Source organism: Dyella sp., from assembly GCF_036568765.1.
GTDB lineage: Bacteria > Pseudomonadota > Gammaproteobacteria > Xanthomonadales > Rhodanobacteraceae > GSA-30.
Genome location: NZ_DATCRY010000017.1, coordinates 15189 through 36368, shown reverse-complemented (window position 1 = coordinate 36368; position 21180 = coordinate 15189). Strand labels below are relative to the sequence as shown.

The window sequence follows — 21180 nt, the reverse complement described above, 5'->3', positions numbered from 1 at the left end:
AGCGTCATCGGCTAGTGCGCCACAGTTCAATCGACCATTGCCCGGTTGGGCGTTGCACGACCAGGTAGGCAGCGCGCTCCTCGACGCCCTCCCGGATGTTTTGAGTTCAGGGGTTTTGCAAGCCGGTGCTCAACTGGCCCGGCTTTCCCACGTCGAGCGTACGAATAGCGGTCACGACATGGGGTGGGTGTGGGCGGAGGCACTCAGCGATGCTGGCAATCGGCAGCAAGTGAAGGCCATGTTCGATGCGCATATCCCGGTGCTCGTATTGGGTGTAGGGTCGAACGAATCGGCATTGCGTGCTGTCTCGAATGTGTTTGGCTTTGCCTCGAATGCTGCCGCTGCGGTATACGTCCGAACCGGAAACCAGTGGCGCGTGTTTTCTCTCGATATTCCGAGTGCTTCGCATGACGTGCATGTGGCGGCTCGCCAGTTGGTGAGCGATGTTCATGAAATAATGGGCAAGCGCCAAGAGGCTCCTCGCGGTGTTTCCAGGGGCGGGTCAGAGCATGACAACCGCGCCGATGCGGATATCGGGGAGCGCCATGCATTGCCACGGATGGATCTTTCCGAAACCAGATATGCGTCGAGCGGAAACGGCAGCTCCGCGACGCTCAATATGACGGTAATTCGTGATTCCACGACGAGCAAAGACAAGTTCGTTGTTGTAGCCAAGTCGAGTTACAACATGATTCCCCACGATAACGGCCTCTCCGGAGGCACGCTGACTGTTCCTTATCGCTATAAGCTCAGTCAGAACTTCAGATCGGCGGATGCGACTATTGCGCCGAGTTTAGTGGAGCAATTCCCTCTGTCGGATAACCGCACAGATATCAATATCAGCGATACGCGCGTCAAAGAAACAACCTATGGCTTCAATATTTCGCGCGAAATAAGCGGTGGCTTGCAAGGGAGGGTGCCTGACGCGTCGACGAAACTGAAGTTCCGCTTTGATTTTTCGCGGACATACAAGGAAGAGAAAGCCATCGCCTTCAGTGTCAAGGATTATTTCCTGATCTCGTCGTCTCAGCCGGCAAGCGGAGGTGTGGCGGCTCAATGGAGCATAGAGCTGGCGCCGGCTATTTTTGGCAACAAGGAATATTTCGGCAAGAAGCCGACGATCGAACGCGTTACGCCGACCATGCGCGCGGCTTCGCCGCAAACGTTTGCCATATGGGAGTTCGACGCGGCTTATCAGGGAACGATTTCCCTGGATGCTCAGTCGACGATCGAAAATGCAAAGTACGACGGCTCCAAGGTAGAAGTCACCCCCGATAGCCGATATCAGGCTGCCGCCGGTCTGACCGTCGATCTGGGGTCGGCTTATCTGACTCGCGAAACGGCCGTGTTCATTCGATCGGAAAAGGACAATGGCGGCTGCCTTTGGGACGATGGCGGCAATGTCGTCCTGCGTACTTGTCCAGACACCGGACGCCCGACGTTCCTCGACGAGAAGCATGCGCAATGGCGTTTCGATGGCGAAGGGCGCTACATCAATCGCGGCTCGGGTCAATGTATGCAGATGCTGCCGAGCGGTTTGTCGCCGGGAGGGCATCAAGTCATCACGGCGCGCTGCACCCTCAATAACGATCAGCACTGGGAGTGGCGCGCAGACAGGATTTATTCGTTGTACAACGGCGCTGCCGACGATTGGCGTTTACACGTCAGTCCAGGCGGATTGGTCGATGTACGTACCGAGGACAAGGACAGGTATCAGGATCTCCCGAAGAATCCGTTCCACGATTTGTTGATCCCCTGGTCCAACTATCCGTCGCAGCCGGTGCCGGGTGTTTTCGTGCCGGTTCTCACCGGCAATCAGCCGCCCATTCCTGAGGATTGGTTACGCTTCAAAGCGGTGGGGCCGGACCAGACCTGGAAGATAACGGCGTTGCGCCAATCTCTGATGCCCTGACAGGCCTCTGTAAGGCCGGCTGGGGAGAGGTATATCTCGCGACTCGCAAGCGCATTGCTGCAACGCAGCAATGCGCTTGCGTATTGGCAGTTATGAATTGGCGCGGCGCCGCATCGGAGCTAAACTCAGACAGTTCCCCGCCTTCTTCGCGCAGGCGATTCACCTATAGCGGCCCGGCCCCTTCGGCGCCGCGGAGATACGCATCCCCATGGATCAGCTCGACGACATCCTGCACCAGGACCTCGACCCCACCGAAACTCAGGAATGGATCGAATCGCTCAACGCGGTGATCAGCCATGACGGCACCGAACGAGCGCACTACCTCCTGGAGCGCATGGTCGATTCGACCCGTCGTGCAGGCGGCTACCTGCCGTTCGATCCAACCACTGAATACATCAACACCATCTCGCCCAATACCGAGGCCAAGAGCCCTGGCGATGCGGCGCTGGAATGGCGTATCCGCACGCTGATCCGCTGGAACGCGATGGCGATGGTAGTACGCGCCAACCGCAAGCCGGGCGAGCTGGGCGGCCATATCGCCAGTTTCGCCTCGTCGGCCACGTTGTACGACGTCGGTTTCAACCATTTCTGGCGCGCACCCAGCGCCGAGCATCCGGGCGACCTGGTGTTCCACCAGGGCCATTCCAGCCCGGGCGTGTATGCGCGCTCGTTCCTCGAAGGCCGCCTGAGCGAAGAGCAGCTCGATCTGTTCCGCATGGAAGTGGTCGGCAAGGGCCGTGGCCTGTCCTCCTACCCGCACCCCTGGCTGATGCCCGACTACTGGCAGGTGCCGACGGTGTCCATGGGCCTGGGGCCCATCCAGGCGATCTACCAGGCACAGTTCTGGAAGTATCTGGAGCATCGTGGCCTGATCCCCAAGAGCGACCGCAAGGTGTGGTGCTTCCTGGGTGACGGCGAGACGGACGAGCCGGAGTCGCTCGGCGCCATCTCGCTGGCCGGCCGCGAAGGGCTGGACAACCTGATCTTCGTGATCAACTGCAACCTGCAGCGCCTGGACGGTCCGGTGCGCGGCAACGGCAAGATCATCCAGGAACTCGAAGGCGTCTTCCGCGGTGCCGGCTGGAACGCCATCAAGTTGATCTGGGGCAGCTACTGGGATCCACTTCTGGCGCGCGATTCCAAGGGCGTGCTGCGCAAGCTGATGATGGAAACCGTCGATGGTGAGTATCAGGCATGCAAGGCCTTCGGCGGCGCTTACACGCGCGAGCACTTCTTCAATAAGTATCCGGAAACGGCCGCGTTGGTCGCCAACCTGTCCGATGACGATATCTGGCGCCTGAACCGCGGCGGTCACGATCCGCACAAGGTCTATGCGGCTTATCACGCGGCAGTGAACACCAAGGGCATGCCCACGGTGATCCTGGCCAAGACGGTCAAGGGTTACGGCATGGGTGCGGCCGGCGAATCGCAGAACCCGACGCATCAGCAGAAAAAGCTGGACGCGGAGGCCGTGCGTCATTTCCGCGACCGTTTCAATATTCCGGTGCCGGACGACAAGCTGGCCGACGTGCCGTACTTTCACCCGGGCAAAGATTCGCCGGAAGTGCAGTACATGCTCGAGCGTCGCCGCCAGCTCGGCGGAGCGCTGCCGCAGCGTCGCCGTCATGCCGACGTCAAGCTCAAGGCTCCGGAACTGCCGGCCTTCGAGCAGATTACCAAGGGCACGGGCGACCGCGAAATCTCCACCACGATGGCGCTGGTGCGCGGCATGAACCTCATGCTGCGCGACAAGCAGATCGGCGAGCGTATTGTGCCGATCGTCGCCGACGAGGCGCGTACCTTCGGTATGGAGGGCATGTTCCGCCAGATCGGTATCTACGCGCCGTTCGGTCAGAAGTACCGTCCGCAGGATGCCGACCAGCTGTTGTATTACCGCGAGGATCAGAAGGGCCAGGTGCTGCAGCAAGGTATTTCCGAGGCCGGTGGCATGGCTTCCTGGATGGCCGCAGCCAGCAGCTACAGCATCAGCAACCAGCCGATGCTGCCATTCTTCATCTACTACTCGATGTTCGGTTTCCAGCGTATCGGCGATTTGGCGTGGGCGGCTGGCGACATGCGTGCGCGCGGCTTCCTGATCGGCGGTACGTCGGGTCGCACCACGCTCAACGGTGAGGGCCTGCAGCACGAGGACGGCCATTCGCACCTGCTGTCCGGATCCATTCCGAACGTGAAGTCGTATGACCCGACGTTCTCTTATGAAGTGGCTGTGATCCTGCAGGACGGTACGCGTCGCATGCTCGAAGAGCAGGAAGACGTGTACTACTACATCACCGTGATGAACGAGAATTACAGCCATCCCGATCTGCCGCAGGACGTCGAGGAAGGCATCATCAAGGGCATGTACCTGTTCAAGGATGGCGGCAAGCCGAAGAAGGGCGAGCCGCGCGTGCAGCTTCTGGGCTCGGGTACGATCCTGCGCGAAGTGATCGCGGCGGCCGAATTGCTGGAGAAGGATTTCGGCGTCACCGCCGACATCTGGTCGGTGCCGAGCTTCAGCGAAGTGCGTCGCGAAGGCTTCGACGCCGAACGCTGGAACCGCCTGCATCCGGAAGCCGAGCAGCGCGTGCCGTACGTCACCGGCCTGCTGCAGGGTCATCAAGGTCCGGCGATCGCCGCGACCGACTACGTACGCGAATACGCCGATCAGATCCGCGCGTTCATGCCCGATGGCATGCGCTACACGGTGCTGGGTACGGACGGTTACGGTCGTTCGGATACCCGTGACCATCTGCGTGGTTTCTTCGAGGTCGATCGTTACTGGATTGCCCATGCGGCGCTGGCGGCGCTGGCGAAGGATGGCAAGGTCAACGCGAAGGATGTCGCGCGTGCGATCAAGACGTACAAGCTCGATCCGGAAAAGCCGAATCCGTTGACGGTTTGATAGGATCGCTTTTGGGAAAGAAGGCCCGCCGCAAGGCGGGCTTTTTCTTGGCGGATGCTGCTGGAGCCATCCACAGGGGGAAGCGCAATGTATTCGAAGGAAGACTACCTGCGGAATTTCTGCAGGACGGAAAGCCAGGTCTTGCTTGACCGACTTGCGAAGAATGAGCTTACCGATGACGCGCGCGCTGCGATTCGCGAGTTGCTGACGGAGCGCGGTGTCAGTCTGCCGTACCTCGAAACCGTCGACATGACTGATGAAAAGGTTCATGCCCATGCCATGGCTTTGCGTAATGGAGCTTGTCCGCGTTGCCGTCGGCATCGCGGCATTGTCGAATTGCGTAGTTCGCATTGGGTATGGTCAGCATTAGTATTCACGCGCTTTAAAACGGAAAAGCATCTGTGCTGCCACAAATGCGGAAATCGGGAAAATTTCAAGGCAGCGGGGTTTTGCCTTCTGCTGGGCTGGTGGGGGTTTCCATTTGGCTTGCTCGGCACGCCATACATGGTGCTGGCGAATTTCTTTCAGATAGTTGGCCGAGATCGGCTTGAGCCATCCGATGCATTGCGCGATCTAGTCAGGAGGCATCTTGGCGGCATGGCTCGCAGCAGGCCGGTGCAACTCTTGGATCCGGTCGAATTGGAGAAGTCCGTGTCGTAGTGGCGTTTTTTTTTGTGCCGCGCGCAGCCCCACCCCAGCGCCGGGGGAGAGGGAGCTGTCCACGCAAGTGCGAAACCATGAGACCTGCCCCAGTCGGCTCCCTCTCCCCTGGTTTTGCCGGGGGAGAGGGTCGGGGTGAGGGGCGGCCCTACAACGCGTTAGCATCAATTTCATTTGCACAAAAAAGCCCGCCAATCGGCGGGCTTTTTTGCTCAATAACTCTCGTTGACATCAATCGTCGTCGCTGCGAAAGATATGCCGCAGCAACAAAAAAGCTCCCACGGTGCCGGCAACGATCGCCACTGTGGCCGTCGGGTGCCGCTTCACCTGCCTGCGCAGCCGGCGATACTGATAGTTCGCCTCATCGGCCAGGTCCTCGGCCGCATGTGCAATGCGCCGGCCATACTGACCCTGCCGCTGCCCGAAGCGCTCGCGCAGGCGCTGGCCGCGCTCGGTCAGCGAGCCGGCCCGTTCGGCCGCTTCGTCGGCATAGTGACGCACGCGTTCGCTGACGCGCTCGCCAATGCCGTTGATGCTGTCCTGTATATCGCGCTGTCTGCTCATGGCGGCCTCCTCCAGAATCGTTCTGAAAAATTGCCAGTGCTGCCGTGAGCGAGGCGTAAACAACCCGTGCCGTCGTTCAGGCAGGCGCAGAGCGGGTGCGCCGCACAGTCGGTGCGGGGACGTCGCCACCTGCTGCGTGAAGCGCCTCGTAAGAGACCAGCTTGCGTGCCAGCCATTCGCGTAGGCGCGGGCCAAACACATCGTTGACCTTGCTTGCGGCAAGGCGCGGTTGCCCGCTGAGCGCCGCATGCTTCCAGGGTTCCAGTTCCGGATGGCTGATGACCTGGCGGCAGGCAGCATCGATAGCTGCGTCGACCGGCAATTCCAGAAAGCGGCACAACCGAGCCCATTGCCCGTCGGGATCGCGGGCGAGATCTTCCAGAAAGACAAAATGGTGTCGCGGCAGGCCGATATGCGCGCGATGAATCTCGGCCGCGCGGTTCCAGCGTAAAGCCCAGCGCGCCAGATCGCCGCCGAAGGCGTTGCTGGCGTCGTAGCGCAGATTCGCGTCGACCAGCGAGGCGAGCACGTCGATACCGGGACGGATCACGTGCACGAAACGGGCATCCGGCGAATAGCGCTCGATCTCGTCCAGATAAAGCAAGTGCGCGGGGGTTTTCTCCAGCCATGTCGAGCAACCCTGCTCCGTCGCCAACCGATCGAGCAGCGCGAGAAAGCGTCCGGCACAGGCCGCTTCGCTCCACGGCACCCGGACCGGGCCGTTCGGTATCAGGCTGTGTTGGAGATCGCGGAACTGACTTCGTCCGTATCGGCGAGCGAGTCCGAGCCGGCGTGCCAACCGGCGACGCGGCGCCTTGGCGTCGCTGTCGCCCCAGCGATAGTTCATGCCGCCGATCAGGCGCATGAAAAAGCCGGTTTCCGGCAAGGTGAACACTTCGGGATGACGGGCCAACATGGCTTGGACGACCGTCGTACCGGAGCGCGGGCATCCAATAACGAAAATACGGCGCATGGCCTGACGTTCGCTCCCCCTTGGCGGACTGATAAACCACCCGCGAAAGCGGGTTCCGGGGACAAACGTGTCAGGTTCGTGAAAGGTTGACGCCGGACGTAACAGGAGGCCCGACTTTACACTTCGACACGGTCGAGCCTGCTTTCCCGACTTAAGCCGCAGCTTCTTCTTTCCACGGAGGCACCGACGCGAGGTGCTCAACCAGGAAATCCACAAACGCCGTTACCCGCTGGGGGACCAGCCGCCTCTGAGGGGTCACTGCATGAATGCCCGAATCGGGCAGCGTGTAGTCGGGCATCACCGTGCGCAGCCGGCCCGCGCGCAGGTCGTCATGGATATGCCAAAGCGAATGGGTGGCGATGCCCATCCCGGCCACAGCCGCATCGCGCAGCAGTTCGCCGAAATTGGTTTCGACTCGGCCATCGACACGTACCGTGTGGGTTTCGCCCTGGCTGTCGCGCAATTCCCAGGTGTCATGACGGCCCTGGCCGCCAAACTGCACCAGGCACGCATGCTGCGCCAGTTCGCCGGGATGACGGGGCGTGCCGTACTTTTTCAGATAGGCCGGCGATGCGCACAGTACCCGGCGATTGGAAGCGATTCGCCGTGCGACCAGGTTGGAATCGGTCAGCTGCCCGATGCGGATCGCCAGATCCAGGCCGGAGCCGATCAGATCCACCATCTGGTCGGTCAGGTGCACGCTGACTTTTATCGCGGGGTGTCTTTCAAGAAATTGCGGTAGCAACGGCGATACATATAGACGGCCAAACGTGGCCGACATCGTCACGCGCAAGGTACCGCTGACGCCGTGGCTGGCGTCGCGCAGGTTGGAGGTTAGCGCATCGAGATCTTCGATCAGCGTGCGGCCCTGTTCCGCCAGCAGCGTGCCTTCGGGCGTGGCGTGCAGCTGTCGGGTGGTCCGATGCAATAGACGCACGCCTAGATCGCGCTCAAGCCGTTTGATGCGCTGGCTGGCCACGGCAATGGAAAGATCCAGGCTACGGGCTGCGGCGCTGATGGAGCCTGTGTCCAACACCTTGATAAATAGAAGGATATCGTCGATGCGGTCCATGATTATCAAAAAATATTTGAAACTGATTATCCAGTTTGATAGTTGTTGAAGAATATGCCGATTCCTAAGCTGCCGCATCTTCTCTAAGGAATTGCCGGCATGGCATCGGCTCAACCCTCCCGCTCCGGTATCCCATGGGGCCTGTACTCGCTGACTGCCGGGGCGTTCGGCATTGGCACGACCGAGTTCGTCATCATGGGCCTGCTCTTGCAGGTTGCCGGCGATCTACATGTCAGCATCGCCGCTGCGGGCCTGTTGATTTCGGGCTACGCGCTAGGTGTTTTTGTCGGCGCACCGCTGTTGACCGTGGCGACCAGCCGCATGCCGCGCAAGGCCGCGCTGGTGGCGCTGATGATCATCTTTACGCTTGGCAACCTGGCCTGCGCGCTGGCACCGAACTACGAGTTGCTGATGGCTGCGCGCGTGCTGACCTCGCTTGCGCATGGCACCTTTTTCGGCATCGGATCGGTAGTCGCCACCGGCATGGTGCCGGCCGATCGCAAGGCATCGGCGATTTCGATCATGTTTACCGGATTGACGGTGGCCACCTTGCTCGGCGTGCCGGCAGGTGCCTGGCTTGGCCTGCATTTAGGGTGGCGTGCGACCTTCTGGGCGGTAGCCGGTATCGGTGTACTGGCGACGCTGATCATTGCGGCGCTGGTGCCGGCCGATCACGGTTCGCGTGAGCGCATCGCTTTTGCCGATGAACTACGTGCTATCGCTCGTCCGCAGGTGCTGCTCGGCCTGCTGATGACTGTGCTGGGTTTTGCCGGCGTGTTTACCGTGTTCACTTATATCCAGCCGCTGCTGACTCGTGTCACCGGTTTCAGCGAAGGAGCGGTCTCGCCGATCTTGCTGGTGTTCGGCGTCGGCTTGATCGTAGGTAACCTGTTGGGTGGACGCCTGGCCGATCGTCGCCTGGTGTCGACGTTGCTTGGGTCGCTGGTGGCCCTGGCCTTGGTGTTGGCCGCAATGACCTTCGCCTTGCACAGCAAGCCCGCAGCGATCGTATTCGCCGGCCTGCTCGGTGTTGCCGCGTTCGCTACGGTATCGCCGCTGCAATTGCGTGTACTGCAAAAAGCCGAAGGTGCTGGGCAGAATCTTGCATCGAGCTTCAATATTGCCGCGTTTAATCTCGGCAATGCCCTGGGTGCGTGGCTGGGTGGTGCGGTAATCGATCGCGGCCCGGGTTTTGGGGCTGTGACGTGGGCTGCTGCGCTGGTCACCGTGCTGGGTTTGTTTGTAGCTCTGTGGAGCGTGCGTTTGGATCGCGTACGTCATGCCGCGCAAACGCGGATGCCTGCCCACACGGTTGGCCAGGAGCTGTAAGAGCGTCCGGTGTGCGGGTTTGGAGCGCGGCGCCAAGTTGTTACCTGGCGCTTGCTAGTCATGTGGGAGTGACTTTAGGGAACCTCTAAAAACTGGCTCTTCTGTGGGAGCGACTTTCGTCGCGACGATCGTGCCTTATCGCAAGTCCTTGTCGCGACTGAAGTCGCTCCTACAACGATAGGATCCGCTTTCGCTATATTTGGGCGATTGAGAGGTTTTTAGACGTTCCCTGAAGTCGCTCCCACAGAAGAGCCGGCTATTCGAGGTTGCCTGAAATCCCAAAAAAGCCCGGCCATGCCGGGCCTTTTCTACAGCTTTCAGCGATCTCAGGCGGCTTTGTTCAACGACGCCAGATCGATCACGAAGCGATAGCGCACGTCGCTCTTGAGCATGCGGGTGTAAGCATCGTTGATGTACTGGATATCGATCATCTCGATATCGCTGACGATGCCGGTCTTGCCGCAGTAGTCAAGCATTTCCTGCGTTTCGGCGATGCCGCCGATGGCCGAGCCGGCGATCGAGCGACGACCGATCACCACGTTGGCGGCGGCCACTTCCGGTGCGATCGGTTCGAGCAAGCCGACCAGGCACAGCGTGCCGTTCATCGCCAGCGTGGTCAGGTACGGGTTCAGATCGTGCGGGCTCGGCACCGTGTCGAGGATGAAGTCGAACTGGCGTGCCACAGCTGCCATCTGCTTTTCGTCGGTCGACAGCACCACATGGTCGGCGCCCAGGCGGCGTGCCTCGGCTTCCTTGTCCGGCGTACGGGTGAACAGCGTCACGTCGGCACCCATGGCCTTGGCGAACTTCAGGCCCATGTGGCCCAGGCCGCCCAAGCCGACTACTGCTACCTTGCTGCCCTTGCCGATCTTCCAGTACTTCAGGGGCGAGTAGGTGGTGATACCTGCGCACAGCAGCGGTGCGGCAGCCTTGGGGTCGAGCGAATCGGGAATGCGCACGACGAACTTGTCGTCGACCACGATCTTTTCAGAATAACCGCCAAAGGTCGGCATCTGATCGCGACGGTCGGTACCGTTATAGGTCCACACTGCGCCTTCGCGGCAGTACTGCTCCAGGCCTTGGCCGCAGGCATCGCAATGCTGGCAGGAGTCGACCATGCAGCCGACGCCGACCATGTCGCCAACCTTGAATTTGCTGACATTGGCGCCGACCGAAGCGACCCGGCCGATGATTTCATGGCCCGGCACCATCGGGTAAATGCTGTTCTTCCACTCGTTGCGGGCCTGGTGGATGTCCGAGTGGCATACGCCGCAGTAAAGGATGTCGATCACCACGTCGGTCGGACGCGGATCGCGGCGCTGGACCGTCAGTGGCGCCAGCGGAGTGGTGGCGTTCTGGGCGGCAAAGCTGCGAATGTCGAGAGTCATAAAAAAGCTCCGGGTTGATGACAGGGCGAACGGCGGTGACGAAGGGCGGGCAGCGCCGCCTCCTCGAGAGAAGGCGGCGCCTTCGGTGGTCGTCGAACGTCGGTAAGTATGCAAACCCCGGCCCGGCGGCGGTAGCTCGATCCTGCGAAATCGTTGCTCGATCCTGCACCGTATACTCTGAGTGCTCGCACGTTGCCGCAGAAACAGGCAAGCTGGATGTTCGTGGTTTTTACATGGAAATCATGCAAATGCTGGAAAAGCACATTGCCTCGTCAGGCGACGGGCTGGAGCGTAAACGGCAGGATCTGGCAGCCTTGGTTGAACGATTGACCGGCAGGGACGGAGACCATTCGACGTCAGTTCCTGGCTTGTCCCTGTTTCGCTCCAGCCATCCCACCGGTCCGGTGTGCGGCTTGTACACCTCGGCGTTGACCCTGGTCGCGCAGGGCGGCAAGCAGCTGATGCTGGCCGGCGAGCGTTATCGCTACGACCAGGCCAACTATCTGGTGACCTCGATCGACCTGCCCGTGCTGTCCAACGTACTGGAAGCTTCGCCGGAGTCGCCGTGCCTATGCGTCGTGCTGCGGCTCGATGCGGTGCGTATCGCCGAGATGATGGCCGGCGAGTTGCCGCCGCCCAACGCCGCGCCCGGCCGTGGCATGTCCGTTAGCCCCTTAACGGACGATCTGCTCGACGCGATGCTGCGCATGGTGCGCTTGCTCGACGCGCCGGCGGATATTCCCGTGCTGGCGCCCCTGATCGAGCGCGAAGTGATGTATCGCCTGCTGATCGGCGAGCAGGGCATGCGGCTTCGCCAGATTGCTATGAACGGTAGCCAGACCCAGCAGATCTCGCGTGCCGTCGAATGGCTCAAACACCATTTCCATCTGCCGCTGCGCATCCAGGAGCTGGCGCAGACGGTGAACATGAGCGTTTCTTCGCTGCACCACCATTTCAAGGCGATCACGGCAATGAGCCCGCTGCAGTACCAAAAGCTGTTGCGCTTGCAGGAGGCGCGTCGCTTGCTGTTGACCGAACAATGCGATGCCGCCCACGCGGCCCATCGCGTCGGCTACGAAAGTCCCTCGCAGTTCAGCCGCGAATACAGCCGCTTCTATGGGGCGCCGCCATTGCGCGATGTGGCGCAGTTGCGGGAAATGGCTTCTGTATGAGAAGGAGTGAGTGGAGAGGCGTGAGGAGTCAGAGAGAGCCGAGGCCAGACGCTTATTCACTCCTCATCACTCGCTTCTCAAAGGGTCCCTTCAGCGACTTGTGCCTGCTCCGGTGCCGACTGCAGCCTTTGGCGACGACGCAGCGTCGGGAACAGGAACATCCAGATGCCGACAACGGCCAGCGTTCCGATACCGCCAATCAACGTAGCATTGACCGCACCGATCCATGCGGCCAGCATGCCCGATTCGAATTCGCCCAATTGATTTGACGTGTTGACGAAGATGGCATTGACTGCCGCGACGCGGCCGCGCATCTCATCGGGCGTATCGAGCTGCACCAGCGAGCCGCGAATCACGACGCTGACCATGTCGAAGGCGCCGAGCGCGAATAGCGCGGCCAGCGACAGCCACAGCACTTTCGATACGGCGAATACCAGAGTCGCGACGCCGAAACCCGCAACCGCGGCGAACATGGTGATGCCCACGTGTCGCTGCATGCTATGGCGTGCCAACCAGATCGACATCAGCAAGGCACCTGCTGCTGGAGCAGCACGCAGCAGGCCCATGCCCCAGGGCCCGGTATGCAAGATGTCCTTGGCGAAGATCGGCAACAATGCAGTGGCGCCGCCGAGCAGCACCGCGAACAGATCGAGCGAGATCACCCCGAGCACGTCCGGGCGATGACGGATGAAATGCACGCCGGCGAACACCGTATGCAAGGTGGCCGGCTCGCGTCGCGGCGGTGCTTGCTCGTAGCGCAGCAGGGCCAGCATGCTGACCGCGACGACATACAGCACCCCGGCCAGCGCATAGACCGCACCGGGGCCGGCAACATACAAAAGACCGCCCAATGCGGGACCGAGAATCGTGGCCGCTTGACCGGCCGAACTGCTTGCCGCCATCGCGCGCGGCAGGATCGGTGCAGGTACCAGTGCGGGCAGCATCGATTGCAGCGCGGGAAATTCGAATGCCTTGGCGATGCCGATCAGGAAGACCAGTGCCAGGATGCCGGCTTCGTGTACCGCATGCAGCAGGCTCAACGTAGCCAGTACCGCAATAGCGATCAGCTCGATGGTCAATCCGTAGCGTACGATTTTTCGACGCTCGAATTGATCGGCGACGTGGCCGGCGGGCAGCGCGAGCAGGAACGACGGCACGAATTGCGCAAGCCCGATCAGGCCCAGGTCGAAGGCGCGTCCGGTCACTTCATAGATCTGCCAGCCCACGGCCACCGACAGCATCTGAAAACCGAAGCTCGATGCGATGCGTGCAAACCAGAACTGAACGAAAGCTGGGTGTTTTAGCAGGGAATCCGCTGGGGGCAGCGCGGAATCGGCCATGAGATGTCCTCTTGGAAGTGCGCATTATCCGCACCGGGCCAGCCCACGGCAAAGCATTAACGATAGCCTGTCACTCCATTGACCCGCATTTTTCTGCGTCTACGCTAAGTTGATAGTCCCAGTAAGGTAGCCGAAGCGGAGTGAGCCATGGGCAGATTGGCCGAACATGTCTACAACGATCAGGCGCGTATTCAGCGTCTGGAGGCCTTGGTCAGCCAGTTGCCGACCAACGGCCATGTCGTGTTGCAACTGCGCGACGGTACCGTTTGCGATGGTGTGATCTGCGAGCGTCCAAACGTGCAGGTATTCCTCGATCCCCAGCATCATGAAGGTTTCAATGGCGTAGTTCGGTTAGAGCGCCCCGACGTGCCTGCATGGACGCGATCGATCTGGCTGGACGACATACGGCACATCGAGCATCTGGATTCGACATTGGGTGCGGAGAGCTGAGAGGAGCGAGGAGTAAGTGAAGAGGAGTGGGGAGTTATGGCTCGGCTCTCGCTCACTCCCCATCGCTCACTCCGTGCTCTTTCACGTCAGATCGTCAGCCAAGCGCGATATCCGGGGCATCGATGGCTCGATCTTGCCGATACGCTCGAGCCCGAACAGCGGGCGTAGCCAGGCAACGCGTCGGATGATCTCGTGTCCGATCGCGCAGCCGGCGACAGTGCCGACGAGCAGGGCCAGCGGTTCGCCGATCGGGCCCAGACCCAGCGGCAGCAACTGCCACGCCAGCGCCAGCATCACGCTCTGATGCAGGATGTACCAGGGATAGACCGCCTCGCGTGCATAGGGTAGCCAGCGGAAAGGGCGGTTGAGATAGGTATGGCCGAAGCCCAGCACCGTGGCGATGGCGGTCCACATGTACAGGTATTGTGCAGCGCGGACCAGCGGAATCCCGATCGCCAGGTCCAGCGCGGTCGGCGCGTGACCGAGCCATCGGTCGCCGAAGTGATCCAGGCCGATAAAGACTGCAAACGAAGCGAGCGCGATGATCAGCGAGACGCGGCGCAGGCGTGCCAGTTCGTCCCAGGCGTGTGTCCCCGTGCCGAGCAAATAACCATAGATAAAGCAGGTGCCGTACAACGCATGTGCGTACCAGTCACCGATCAGGGCATGCGTCATCGGATAGCGGTCGGCAAGCTGGCCGGCGACGAACAGCGGCAGCGCGGGCAGTAGCAACAAGGCGGCACCGCGCAAGGCGGGCAGGCGCTCGCGCAGGCGGCGAGCGACGGGCGACTCGATGAGTGGCATCGCGATCAGCAACACCATGGTGTAGCACCACAAATATGGCAGGTACCACAGGTGGTTCCAGGTCACGCCGAACTGCCAGCCGTCGAAGGCATGCGCCGGCCAGGGGCCGCCGGTCCAGTAGCGTAGGAGGAAGGTGCCGAAACCGGGTTGCACCAGGCCGTTGGACAAGCCCTGCACATAGGGCTGGATCGGGACGATCACGGCCATGCCGACCAGCAGCGGCAACATCAACCGGACCGTGCGCTTCCAGGCCAGGCGGGGCAGAGCGGTCTTGCCGCGCAGGAAGTGCACCGCCAGGCCGGAAATCACGAAGAGCAATTCCATGCGCCAGCGGTTGAGAAACATCATCGGGTATTGCAGCCATTCGGCGGTGTGCGAGCTCTTCAGGTGGAAATCCCAGTCGGCGACATAGAGCATGCCGAGGTGGAAAAAGATCAGCAGGCCAAAGGCCAGGACGCGCAGGGCGTCGATGTCGTGGCGTCGGGTAGAGGCGCTCATGGCGTGGGCTCCCAGGTGGAAAGTGGCAGGGATGCTGGTCGTGGGAGGCCTGCGTGTCTCGCGCCAGGTGATTGATTGCGGGCCACCAGGGACGAGTGGTGGGATGGCGGGGATGAGGTGGGGTGGAGCTTTACGGTGGCTCGCCCCTCGTCCCTGCTTCAAGCGCACCGCACCGAGCCAACTCGCCTAAACTCCCTCTATGCCCACCGCCTCCTCCTTCGACTACCGTTCCTTCGACCGCTGGCGTCGCCCCTTCGAGGTCGGCTTCTGGATCGCCTTCTTCGTTCTCAATGCCACCTTCAACAGCGTGACCTCGACCATGGACCACCCTGGCCTGGCCCCGTGGGAGCCCTGGTGTTGGGAGTGGTCAAGCGCGATGGTGATGCTGGCCTTGATCCCGGCGGTCGTCGCCGGCCAACGGCGCTGGCCGATCCGCTTCGAGACCTGGCGCACCAGCCTGCCCTGGCTTTTACTGGGCAGCGTGCTCTTCAGCCTGGTGCACGTTGGCGGCATGGTGCTGCTGCGCACCCTGGTCTATACCGCGATGGGCCGACGCTACGAGTTCGGCTCCTGGGAGGTGTGGGGTTACGAATACCTCAAGGATGTCCGCTCTTACGCCGGCATCGTCGCGCTGATTGCGCTCTACCAGCTGTGGCGCACCCGTTTCCAAGGCGAAGCGCGCCTGTTGGCCGAGCCGGACGAAGGCCCGCCGGTGGAGCCGGTGGAACGACCGGAGCGTTTTCTGGTGCGCAAGCTGGGCAAGGAGTTTCTGATCAATGCGCGCGAGATCGAATGGCTCCAGGCGTCGGGCAACTATGTGAACCTGCATGTGCGCGGCAGGGATTACCCATTGCGGGCGACGATGGCCAGCATCGAGGAAAAGCTCGACCCCACGCGCTTTGTGCGCGTGCAGCGCAGCTATTTCATCAATCTGGACTACCTGGCCGAAATCGAGCCGCTGGAAACCGGCGATGCGCGGCTGACCATGCAGGGCAGCATGAAGATTCCGTGCAGCCGCCGCTATCGCGCGCAGTTGCGCGAACGCTTCGGCGAGGCCGGGCGCGCCGAGGTTGCGCGAGGCTGAGGGCCCGTTACTCTACACGCTCGAATATCTGCGACGAGGTTGCCTGCATGAATCCGATCCGCCTTCCGCTGTTGACCTTGATGGCCGCCGCCATGCTCGCCGGCTGCTCGCAGCAGGCCGACCAGCAACCGTCGGCCGCCGAACAGGCGCAGTCCGAGGCCGCGCAGAAGCAGGCCGATGCCGCCCGGAAGCTCGATTCCTACCGCCAACTGCTCAAGCAGGGCAATGACGAGATGACGGTGCTGATGGGGCAGGATATCGTCCAGCGCTTTGCCGATACCGATGCGGCCAAGGAAGTTCAACAGACCTTGCCGGCCATCGAGCAGCGCTTCAAGGAAAACCGCGAAAAGGCGCGCCTGTCGGCCTTGTGGCTCTACCAGGTATCGCCAATGGCCGGTGGCACGCAGTCGACCGCAACGATCTATTCGACGCTGCCTTCGGGCAACGACCGCGTCCGCCTGGTGCTGCGCCGCCATACCGAATGGGGCCAGAACGCCTTCCTGTATGGGAGCGGCCGCGGTTTCGTCTGCAAGGGCAATTGCACGATCAACGCCACGGTCGATGGCAAGGCCAGCGGCATCAAGGGCTTTGCGCCCACCACCGGCGAGCCGGCCATCATGATCCGCGACGACAAGGCGTTCATCGCCACGTTGCAGAAGGCCAAGAAGATCACGCTGGATGTCACCACCAAGGACGACAACAAAAAAGAGACCCTGGTGTACGAAGTCGGCGGCTTCGACCCCACCAAGTGGCAGCCTGTCAGCGGCAAGAAGAAGTAGCGCGTTCTTTCACGTCACGACCCTATCGAGGAGGTTGTCGTCATGAAATACCTTCGCTCCATGCTTGTCGCGCTGGTCGTGGCCGCGCTGGCCGCCTGCGCCAGTGCACCGGACAAACCCAGCCATCGGCTGCTTGCCTATGAGGCCGCCAGCGGTGCGCCGGTCAACAGTTTCCGCTACTTCTCGCTATGGTCGTGGGAGCCGCTGGATCGCGATCGCCTGGCGATCTATACGCGCGGCAACGAGGCCTATCTGCTTACCGTCGATGGCGGTTGCCGGAATCTTCTATTTGCTACTGCGATCGGTCTGACCTCGCTCATGCACGAGGTTACTATTCGTTTCGACAAGGTGCTGGCCGGTGGAAACTACCCCTGCACGATCATGGAAATCCGTCCGGTCGATGTGCAGAAGCTCAAGGCCGAGGAGCGCTTGCAGAAAGAACGCAAGATCGACGAGAAGGAGCGCGCGGCTTCGCCGTAATCAAAGTGTCAGGCTCTGGACTGCACTAGGCAATCGGCATCGAGACCCGATCGCCCTTTCCTGACCGCCGCCCAGCGAATGCTGGGCCCAGCGTCTTCCCATCACTGCAGGAACAACTTCTCCGCAATCTTCGCCAGTGGCTTCTCGATCGCATTTTGCACGCGTGTCGGCAAGTCCAGCGGTTTGAGCAACATCTTCACCGTCATCTCGGCCGGAATGTTCCGTTTGAGCAGATCCTGTGCGCGCCCGGTTACCTCGCGGAACTTCGCGCGGTCGCCGATATGCTGCGGATAGCATTGATTGAACACATGTCGCAGGGCGATATCGCTGTCTTCGCTCTTGATCTCGTTGACCCGGCGCAGCACCGCGCGAAACACCTTGTAGCGGCCGAAACCTTCCTTCTCGCGATAGCGTCGGTAGTGCTGGTAGAAGTTCTTGTAGTGGCGAACTTCATCGCTCTTGATATGGTTGGTCAGCTGCTTGAGTACCGGCTCGTCGGTGATGTCGTTGAGCGCGCGATAGAGGCTCGCCGTGCCCGTTTCCACCACGCAGCGCGCGGCCAGTTCCAATCCGCGACTGGATTCGAGCTGTTCGGAGGTACATACCGCGCCGTAGTCGTCCCAGAACGCCTTGAAGCCACGTTCCCAATCGAACTCCGGCCACACCTTGCGCACGTAGGCCGCCAGCGCGCGCCCGTGCTGCAATTCCTCGTGCTCCCAATGCTGGCTGAGCCAAGTTTGCAGTTCCTCGTCGCCAGCAAAATGGTCGACCAGGTTATGGGTGTACAGATCCGACCCGCTTTCGACGAAGGATGCGCTGCAGAGCAGAAAGAAAAGGTCTTCGTTGTGGCGAATCCGCTCGATGTCGATGCGATCGAGGTCCAGACTTTCCAGCGTCCAGGGCAACGATGTGGTGTAGCTCACGCGGTGGTTCCTGTTATCGGGCAGCCCCCGGGAGTTCCCCTGGGCATGACTATATTATGACAAGAGGATACGACGCCTTGGCGCCGTAGGGGATTAACGATTGTTCACCGAGGCGCCGTAATGCGGGGCGGCTCGCGAAAACTTGCGCGAGCGGACACAAAAAAGCCGCGAAAACGAAGATTCTCGCGGCTTTGCCAGGAGGCTAGGGGGGCTTAGCGGACAACCGTCACCGGTACGTGCGCCCGCGCCAGAATGTCATCGGAGACCGAGCCGACCAGCCAGCGCGCCAGGGCGCCGCGCTCCGTGTGGCCGATGACGATATGGTCGATCCCATGCGCCTGCACTTGGCCGAGCAACACGTCGCCCGGGCTGCCGTGCAGCACTTCCAGGTCGACCATGCCTTCGCAGCCCGGTGCCAGCGCCTGAAGTTCGGCTTTCAGTTCGGCCGCCCGCTGGCCGGACGTGTCAGTCATCACCAGGGAGGTCGTATCCACGCCTCCTTCGACCACCGGCAAGGCGGAGACCACGCGCACACGTCCCTTGGACAGCCGGGCAAGCTCGATGGCAAACCGGAAAGCCTGTTGCGAAGACGACGAGCTGTCGTAACCGACCAGCGAATAATTGAACATGCTGCCTCCATGGCAGGGTGGATCGTGCGCACAGCGATGCGCCAACTATGGGTCAGTCCTCGACCTTATGGCAACGGCGCTCGATATGCGTGTGCTTGGCTTGCTGGTTTTCCTGGATCTTCTTGCCGGCATAACCACCGGCGACCGCACCGCCGACCGTCGCCAGCGTTTTGCCCTTGCCGCCACCGATCTGGTGACCTAGCAGACCGCCACCGACCGCGCCGATCGCCATACCGGCGATCTGGTGTTGATCCTTCGGTTGATCTTGCACCTCGACATCACGGCACACTGTATGCGATGCCCAAGCGGATGCCGGGCCAAGTGCCAGCGCGACCGCACAAGCGGCAACACATGTTTTTAGCGAACGAGTAGTCATGGCAGTACCTCGGAGTCTCGGTCGGTGTAACCAGTCTGCGCGGGAGTTTGTTAGGGAAAGATCAAAAAAATCAATTGCAATGCGATCTCCACGTTGTCATCACCTGCGCCGGGTTTCGCTATACGCGCTTCGAGCACCACGGCCGCCGGCCGAACGCAACTTTCATTTCATTTAGCGGCGGCTCACTTTGAAGTCATGCGATAAAGGAGAGGTTTCATGAGCAAGCGTCATTTCGGTTTGGCAGCACTGCTTCTGTTTTCTACGATGGGTCTGTCCGCCCTGCCGGCGACGCCTGTCCATGCGGCCGACGCCAACGTGGATTGCGACTTGCGTTTCTCGCTGAAAGGCTGGTCGATTCTCTACAAGCATGCCGAAGGCCTGGGTACGATCGTCTGCAATAACGGCCAGCGTGCCAACGTGAAGATCAGTGTCGTCGGGGGCGGCCTGACAGCCGGCAAATACCGCATCGACGACGGCAAGGGCGCGATCTCGCACGTACGCACCATCGACGATGTCTTTGGCGACTATGCGCAGGCAGGCGCAGAGGCCGGCGTGGTCAAGAGCGGTCAGGCCCAGGTGTTGACCAAGGGCACCACATCGCTGGCTTTGTCGGGTACGGGCGAAGGTGTCAACCTCGGCATTTCGGTGGGCAAGTTCACTATCGAACGGGTTCGCTGAAAACCGGTATTCACCGGATGCGTGTGCAAGGGCGCCCTCGTGGCGCCCTTGTTTTTTAAGCGTACACTTGTCCAGTTCCCCGGCCACTTCAGGAGTCGCCCCATGCGTCGCAACGTCTTGCTCTTTTTGCTTTCTCTTTTTGTGGGGGCCGCCACGCCGGCGTTTGCCGCCGACACCCCGGCCAACATGCCTCAGGTGGGCCAGGTCGCTCCGGATTTCCGCCTGCAGGATCAGAATGGCCACTGGCACACTCCGGCCGACCACAAGGGACGTTGGCTGGTGATGTACTTCTATCCGAAGGATTTCACCGTCGGTTGCACCACGCAGGTCTGCACGTTCCGCGACGATATCGCCAAGCTGCGCAAGGCCGGTGCCGACGTCGTCGGCGTGAGTCTGGATAATGTCAAGTCGCACCAGGAATTTGCCGAGAAATATCACGTCCCGTTCCCGTTGCTGTCCGATGCCGATAGCAAGGTGGCCTCGACCTATGGCGTGCTGACGTCGCATGGCGATATGCACTATGCCAAGCGCACCACTTTCCTGATCGATCCGAACGGCAAGATTGCCAAGGTCTACACCGACGTCGACCCGGAAAAGAATTCGTCGCAGGTGCTGGCTGACCTGGGCACGCTGAAGGCTTCGTCCTGATGGCGGTAATCAAGGTTCGAAACGACGCGGCAAGGCCGCGTCGTTTCTCCGCCTGGAGTCTCTCGCTGTGGGTCCTGCTGCTGCTGCTGGCCTATGCCGGCCTGCAATACCTGCAACATGGCGATTTTGTTTACCTGGCGGTGTCCTTTGCCGCCATCGTCGTCTGCGTAGGTGCGATCTTGCGCCAGAAGTGGGCGCATGGCGCGATACGCATCGTCCTGCTTTTGCTTGCCGCCTATGCGTTGGCCAGCGGCATCGTCATGCTGCTGCACTGGGGCGATTTCGAAACCGCGCGCCAGACCGCGTTGGCCAATCCGCAGTTCGCCGATGTCTTGCTGGCGCTCAATGAGCAGGCCAAGCGGGTATACACGATCGCGCTCGCACTGAAGGTCATCGCATTGCCGTGGCTGTTGTGGCTGGCCTGGATGCTGGGTCGCCCCGAGGTCGCCGAGCAATTCCGGCACTCGCGACGGCGATTCAGCGCCCGTTGATGCGGCGGCGGTTATCGCTGCGCTTCGT

21 protein-coding genes are annotated in these 21180 nt (G+C 61.2%); 12 read left to right on the top strand and 9 right to left on the bottom strand.

What is annotated here, in order from left to right; all coding sequences use genetic code 11:
* Window positions 1-313 precede the first annotated feature (313 nt).
* The 3 genes from VIM98_RS01085 (at window position 314) to VIM98_RS01075 (ending at window position 5474) form a co-directional block, all read left to right on the top strand.
* On the top strand, window positions 314-1912 hold the full coding sequence (locus VIM98_RS01085; RefSeq protein ID WP_331991238.1) for an RICIN domain-containing protein: 1599 nt from the start codon (window positions 314-316) through the stop codon (window positions 1910-1912).
* 208 nt (window positions 1913-2120) lie between these two features.
* Window positions 2121-4814, top strand: coding sequence for a pyruvate dehydrogenase (acetyl-transferring), homodimeric type (aceE, locus tag VIM98_RS01080; RefSeq protein ID WP_331991237.1), 2694 nt, complete (start codon window positions 2121-2123; stop codon window positions 4812-4814).
* An 87-nt stretch (window positions 4815-4901) separates the two neighbouring features.
* On the top strand, window positions 4902-5474 hold the full coding sequence (locus VIM98_RS01075; RefSeq protein ID WP_331991236.1) for a hypothetical protein: 573 nt from the start codon (window positions 4902-4904) through the stop codon (window positions 5472-5474).
* Window positions 5475-5705: 231 nt separating this feature from the next.
* Here VIM98_RS01075 and VIM98_RS01070 read toward each other — a convergent pair whose 3' ends face one another.
* The 3 genes from VIM98_RS01070 to VIM98_RS01060 form a co-directional block, all read right to left on the bottom strand.
* Complete coding sequence (locus tag VIM98_RS01070) at window positions 5706-6038, bottom strand: hypothetical protein (protein ID WP_331991235.1); 333 nt, start codon at window positions 6036-6038, stop codon at window positions 5706-5708.
* 76 nt (window positions 6039-6114) lie between these two features.
* Window positions 6115-7011 carry a sulfotransferase gene (locus VIM98_RS01065; RefSeq protein WP_331991234.1) on the bottom strand — a complete coding sequence of 299 codons (897 nt, stop codon included), beginning with the start codon at window positions 7009-7011 and terminating at the stop codon, window positions 6115-6117.
* 151 nt (window positions 7012-7162) lie between these two features.
* Window positions 7163-8083 carry a LysR family transcriptional regulator gene (locus tag VIM98_RS01060; RefSeq protein ID WP_331991233.1) on the bottom strand — a complete coding sequence of 307 codons (921 nt, stop codon included), beginning with the start codon at window positions 8081-8083 and terminating at the stop codon, window positions 7163-7165.
* 90 nt (window positions 8084-8173) lie between these two features.
* On the opposite strand from VIM98_RS01060, the gene VIM98_RS01055 reads away from it, so the two are divergent.
* Window positions 8174-9412 (top strand): MFS transporter, encoded by a 1239-nt coding sequence (locus tag VIM98_RS01055; protein ID WP_331991257.1) that lies wholly within the window; start codon window positions 8174-8176, stop codon window positions 9410-9412.
* 326 nt (window positions 9413-9738) lie between these two features.
* Here the strand turns inward: VIM98_RS01055 and VIM98_RS01050 are convergent, their stop codons facing one another.
* Window positions 9739-10800, bottom strand: a complete 1062-nt coding sequence (locus tag VIM98_RS01050) for an NAD(P)-dependent alcohol dehydrogenase (protein ID WP_331991232.1) — start codon at window positions 10798-10800, stop codon at window positions 9739-9741.
* A gap of 233 nt (window positions 10801-11033) precedes the next feature.
* Here VIM98_RS01050 and VIM98_RS01045 point away from each other — a divergent pair, with 233 nt between their 5' ends.
* Complete coding sequence (locus VIM98_RS01045) at window positions 11034-11972, top strand: AraC family transcriptional regulator (RefSeq protein WP_331991231.1); 939 nt, start codon at window positions 11034-11036, stop codon at window positions 11970-11972.
* Between the two features lie 77 nt (window positions 11973-12049).
* On the opposite strand, the gene VIM98_RS01040 is transcribed toward VIM98_RS01045, so the two are convergent.
* Complete coding sequence (locus VIM98_RS01040; RefSeq protein ID WP_331991230.1) at window positions 12050-13312, bottom strand: MFS transporter; 1263 nt, start codon at window positions 13310-13312, stop codon at window positions 12050-12052.
* Window positions 13313-13459: 147 nt separating this feature from the next.
* Between VIM98_RS01040 and VIM98_RS01035 the strand changes: the two genes are divergently transcribed.
* Window positions 13460-13762: a DUF3247 family protein gene (locus VIM98_RS01035; protein WP_331991229.1), complete on the top strand. Its 303-nt coding sequence runs from the start codon at window positions 13460-13462 to the stop codon at window positions 13760-13762.
* Window positions 13763-13843: 81 nt separating this feature from the next.
* Here VIM98_RS01035 and VIM98_RS01030 read toward each other — a convergent pair whose 3' ends face one another.
* Complete coding sequence (locus VIM98_RS01030) at window positions 13844-15064, bottom strand: acyltransferase family protein (RefSeq protein WP_331991228.1); 1221 nt, start codon at window positions 15062-15064, stop codon at window positions 13844-13846.
* 199 nt (window positions 15065-15263) lie between these two features.
* Here VIM98_RS01030 and VIM98_RS01025 point away from each other — a divergent pair, with 199 nt between their 5' ends.
* From VIM98_RS01025 to VIM98_RS01015, 3 genes are read left to right on the top strand one after another with little or no spacing between them, the layout of a single operon-like run.
* On the top strand, window positions 15264-16148 hold the full coding sequence (locus tag VIM98_RS01025) for a LytTR family DNA-binding domain-containing protein (protein ID WP_331991227.1): 885 nt from the start codon (window positions 15264-15266) through the stop codon (window positions 16146-16148).
* Window positions 16149-16195: 47 nt separating this feature from the next.
* Window positions 16196-16927: a hypothetical protein gene (locus VIM98_RS01020; protein WP_331991226.1), complete on the top strand. Its 732-nt coding sequence runs from the start codon at window positions 16196-16198 to the stop codon at window positions 16925-16927.
* 42 nt (window positions 16928-16969) lie between these two features.
* A complete protein-coding gene (locus VIM98_RS01015; protein WP_331991225.1) occupies window positions 16970-17407 on the top strand; it encodes a DUF6491 family protein in 438 nt (145 codons plus the stop codon).
* Between the two features lie 101 nt (window positions 17408-17508).
* Here the strand turns inward: VIM98_RS01015 and VIM98_RS01010 are convergent, their stop codons facing one another.
* The 3 genes from VIM98_RS01010 to VIM98_RS01000 form a co-directional block, all read right to left on the bottom strand.
* The gene (locus tag VIM98_RS01010) at window positions 17509-18330 is read right to left on the bottom strand and encodes a ferritin-like domain-containing protein (RefSeq protein ID WP_331991224.1); all 822 of its coding nucleotides are present in this window, start codon (window positions 18328-18330) and stop codon (window positions 17509-17511) included.
* A gap of 212 nt (window positions 18331-18542) precedes the next feature.
* Window positions 18543-18959: a universal stress protein gene (locus VIM98_RS01005; protein WP_331991223.1), complete on the bottom strand. Its 417-nt coding sequence runs from the start codon at window positions 18957-18959 to the stop codon at window positions 18543-18545.
* 52 nt (window positions 18960-19011) lie between these two features.
* Window positions 19012-19335: a glycine zipper 2TM domain-containing protein gene (locus VIM98_RS01000; protein WP_331991222.1), complete on the bottom strand. Its 324-nt coding sequence runs from the start codon at window positions 19333-19335 to the stop codon at window positions 19012-19014.
* 216 nt (window positions 19336-19551) lie between these two features.
* On the opposite strand from VIM98_RS01000, the gene VIM98_RS00995 reads away from it, so the two are divergent.
* The 3 genes from VIM98_RS00995 to VIM98_RS00985 all read left to right on the top strand — a co-directional run bounded on the left by VIM98_RS00995 (window position 19552) and on the right by VIM98_RS00985 (window position 21152).
* The gene (locus tag VIM98_RS00995) at window positions 19552-20013 is read left to right on the top strand and encodes a hypothetical protein (RefSeq protein WP_331991221.1); all 462 of its coding nucleotides are present in this window, start codon (window positions 19552-19554) and stop codon (window positions 20011-20013) included.
* Between the two features lie 102 nt (window positions 20014-20115).
* Window positions 20116-20661 carry a peroxiredoxin gene (locus VIM98_RS00990; RefSeq protein WP_331991220.1) on the top strand — a complete coding sequence of 182 codons (546 nt, stop codon included), beginning with the start codon at window positions 20116-20118 and terminating at the stop codon, window positions 20659-20661.
* A complete protein-coding gene (locus VIM98_RS00985) occupies window positions 20661-21152 on the top strand; it encodes a hypothetical protein (RefSeq protein WP_331991219.1) in 492 nt (163 codons plus the stop codon). Before VIM98_RS00990 ends, VIM98_RS00985 begins: the two co-directional genes overlap by 1 nt.
* Window positions 21153-21180: the final 28 nt, after the last annotated feature.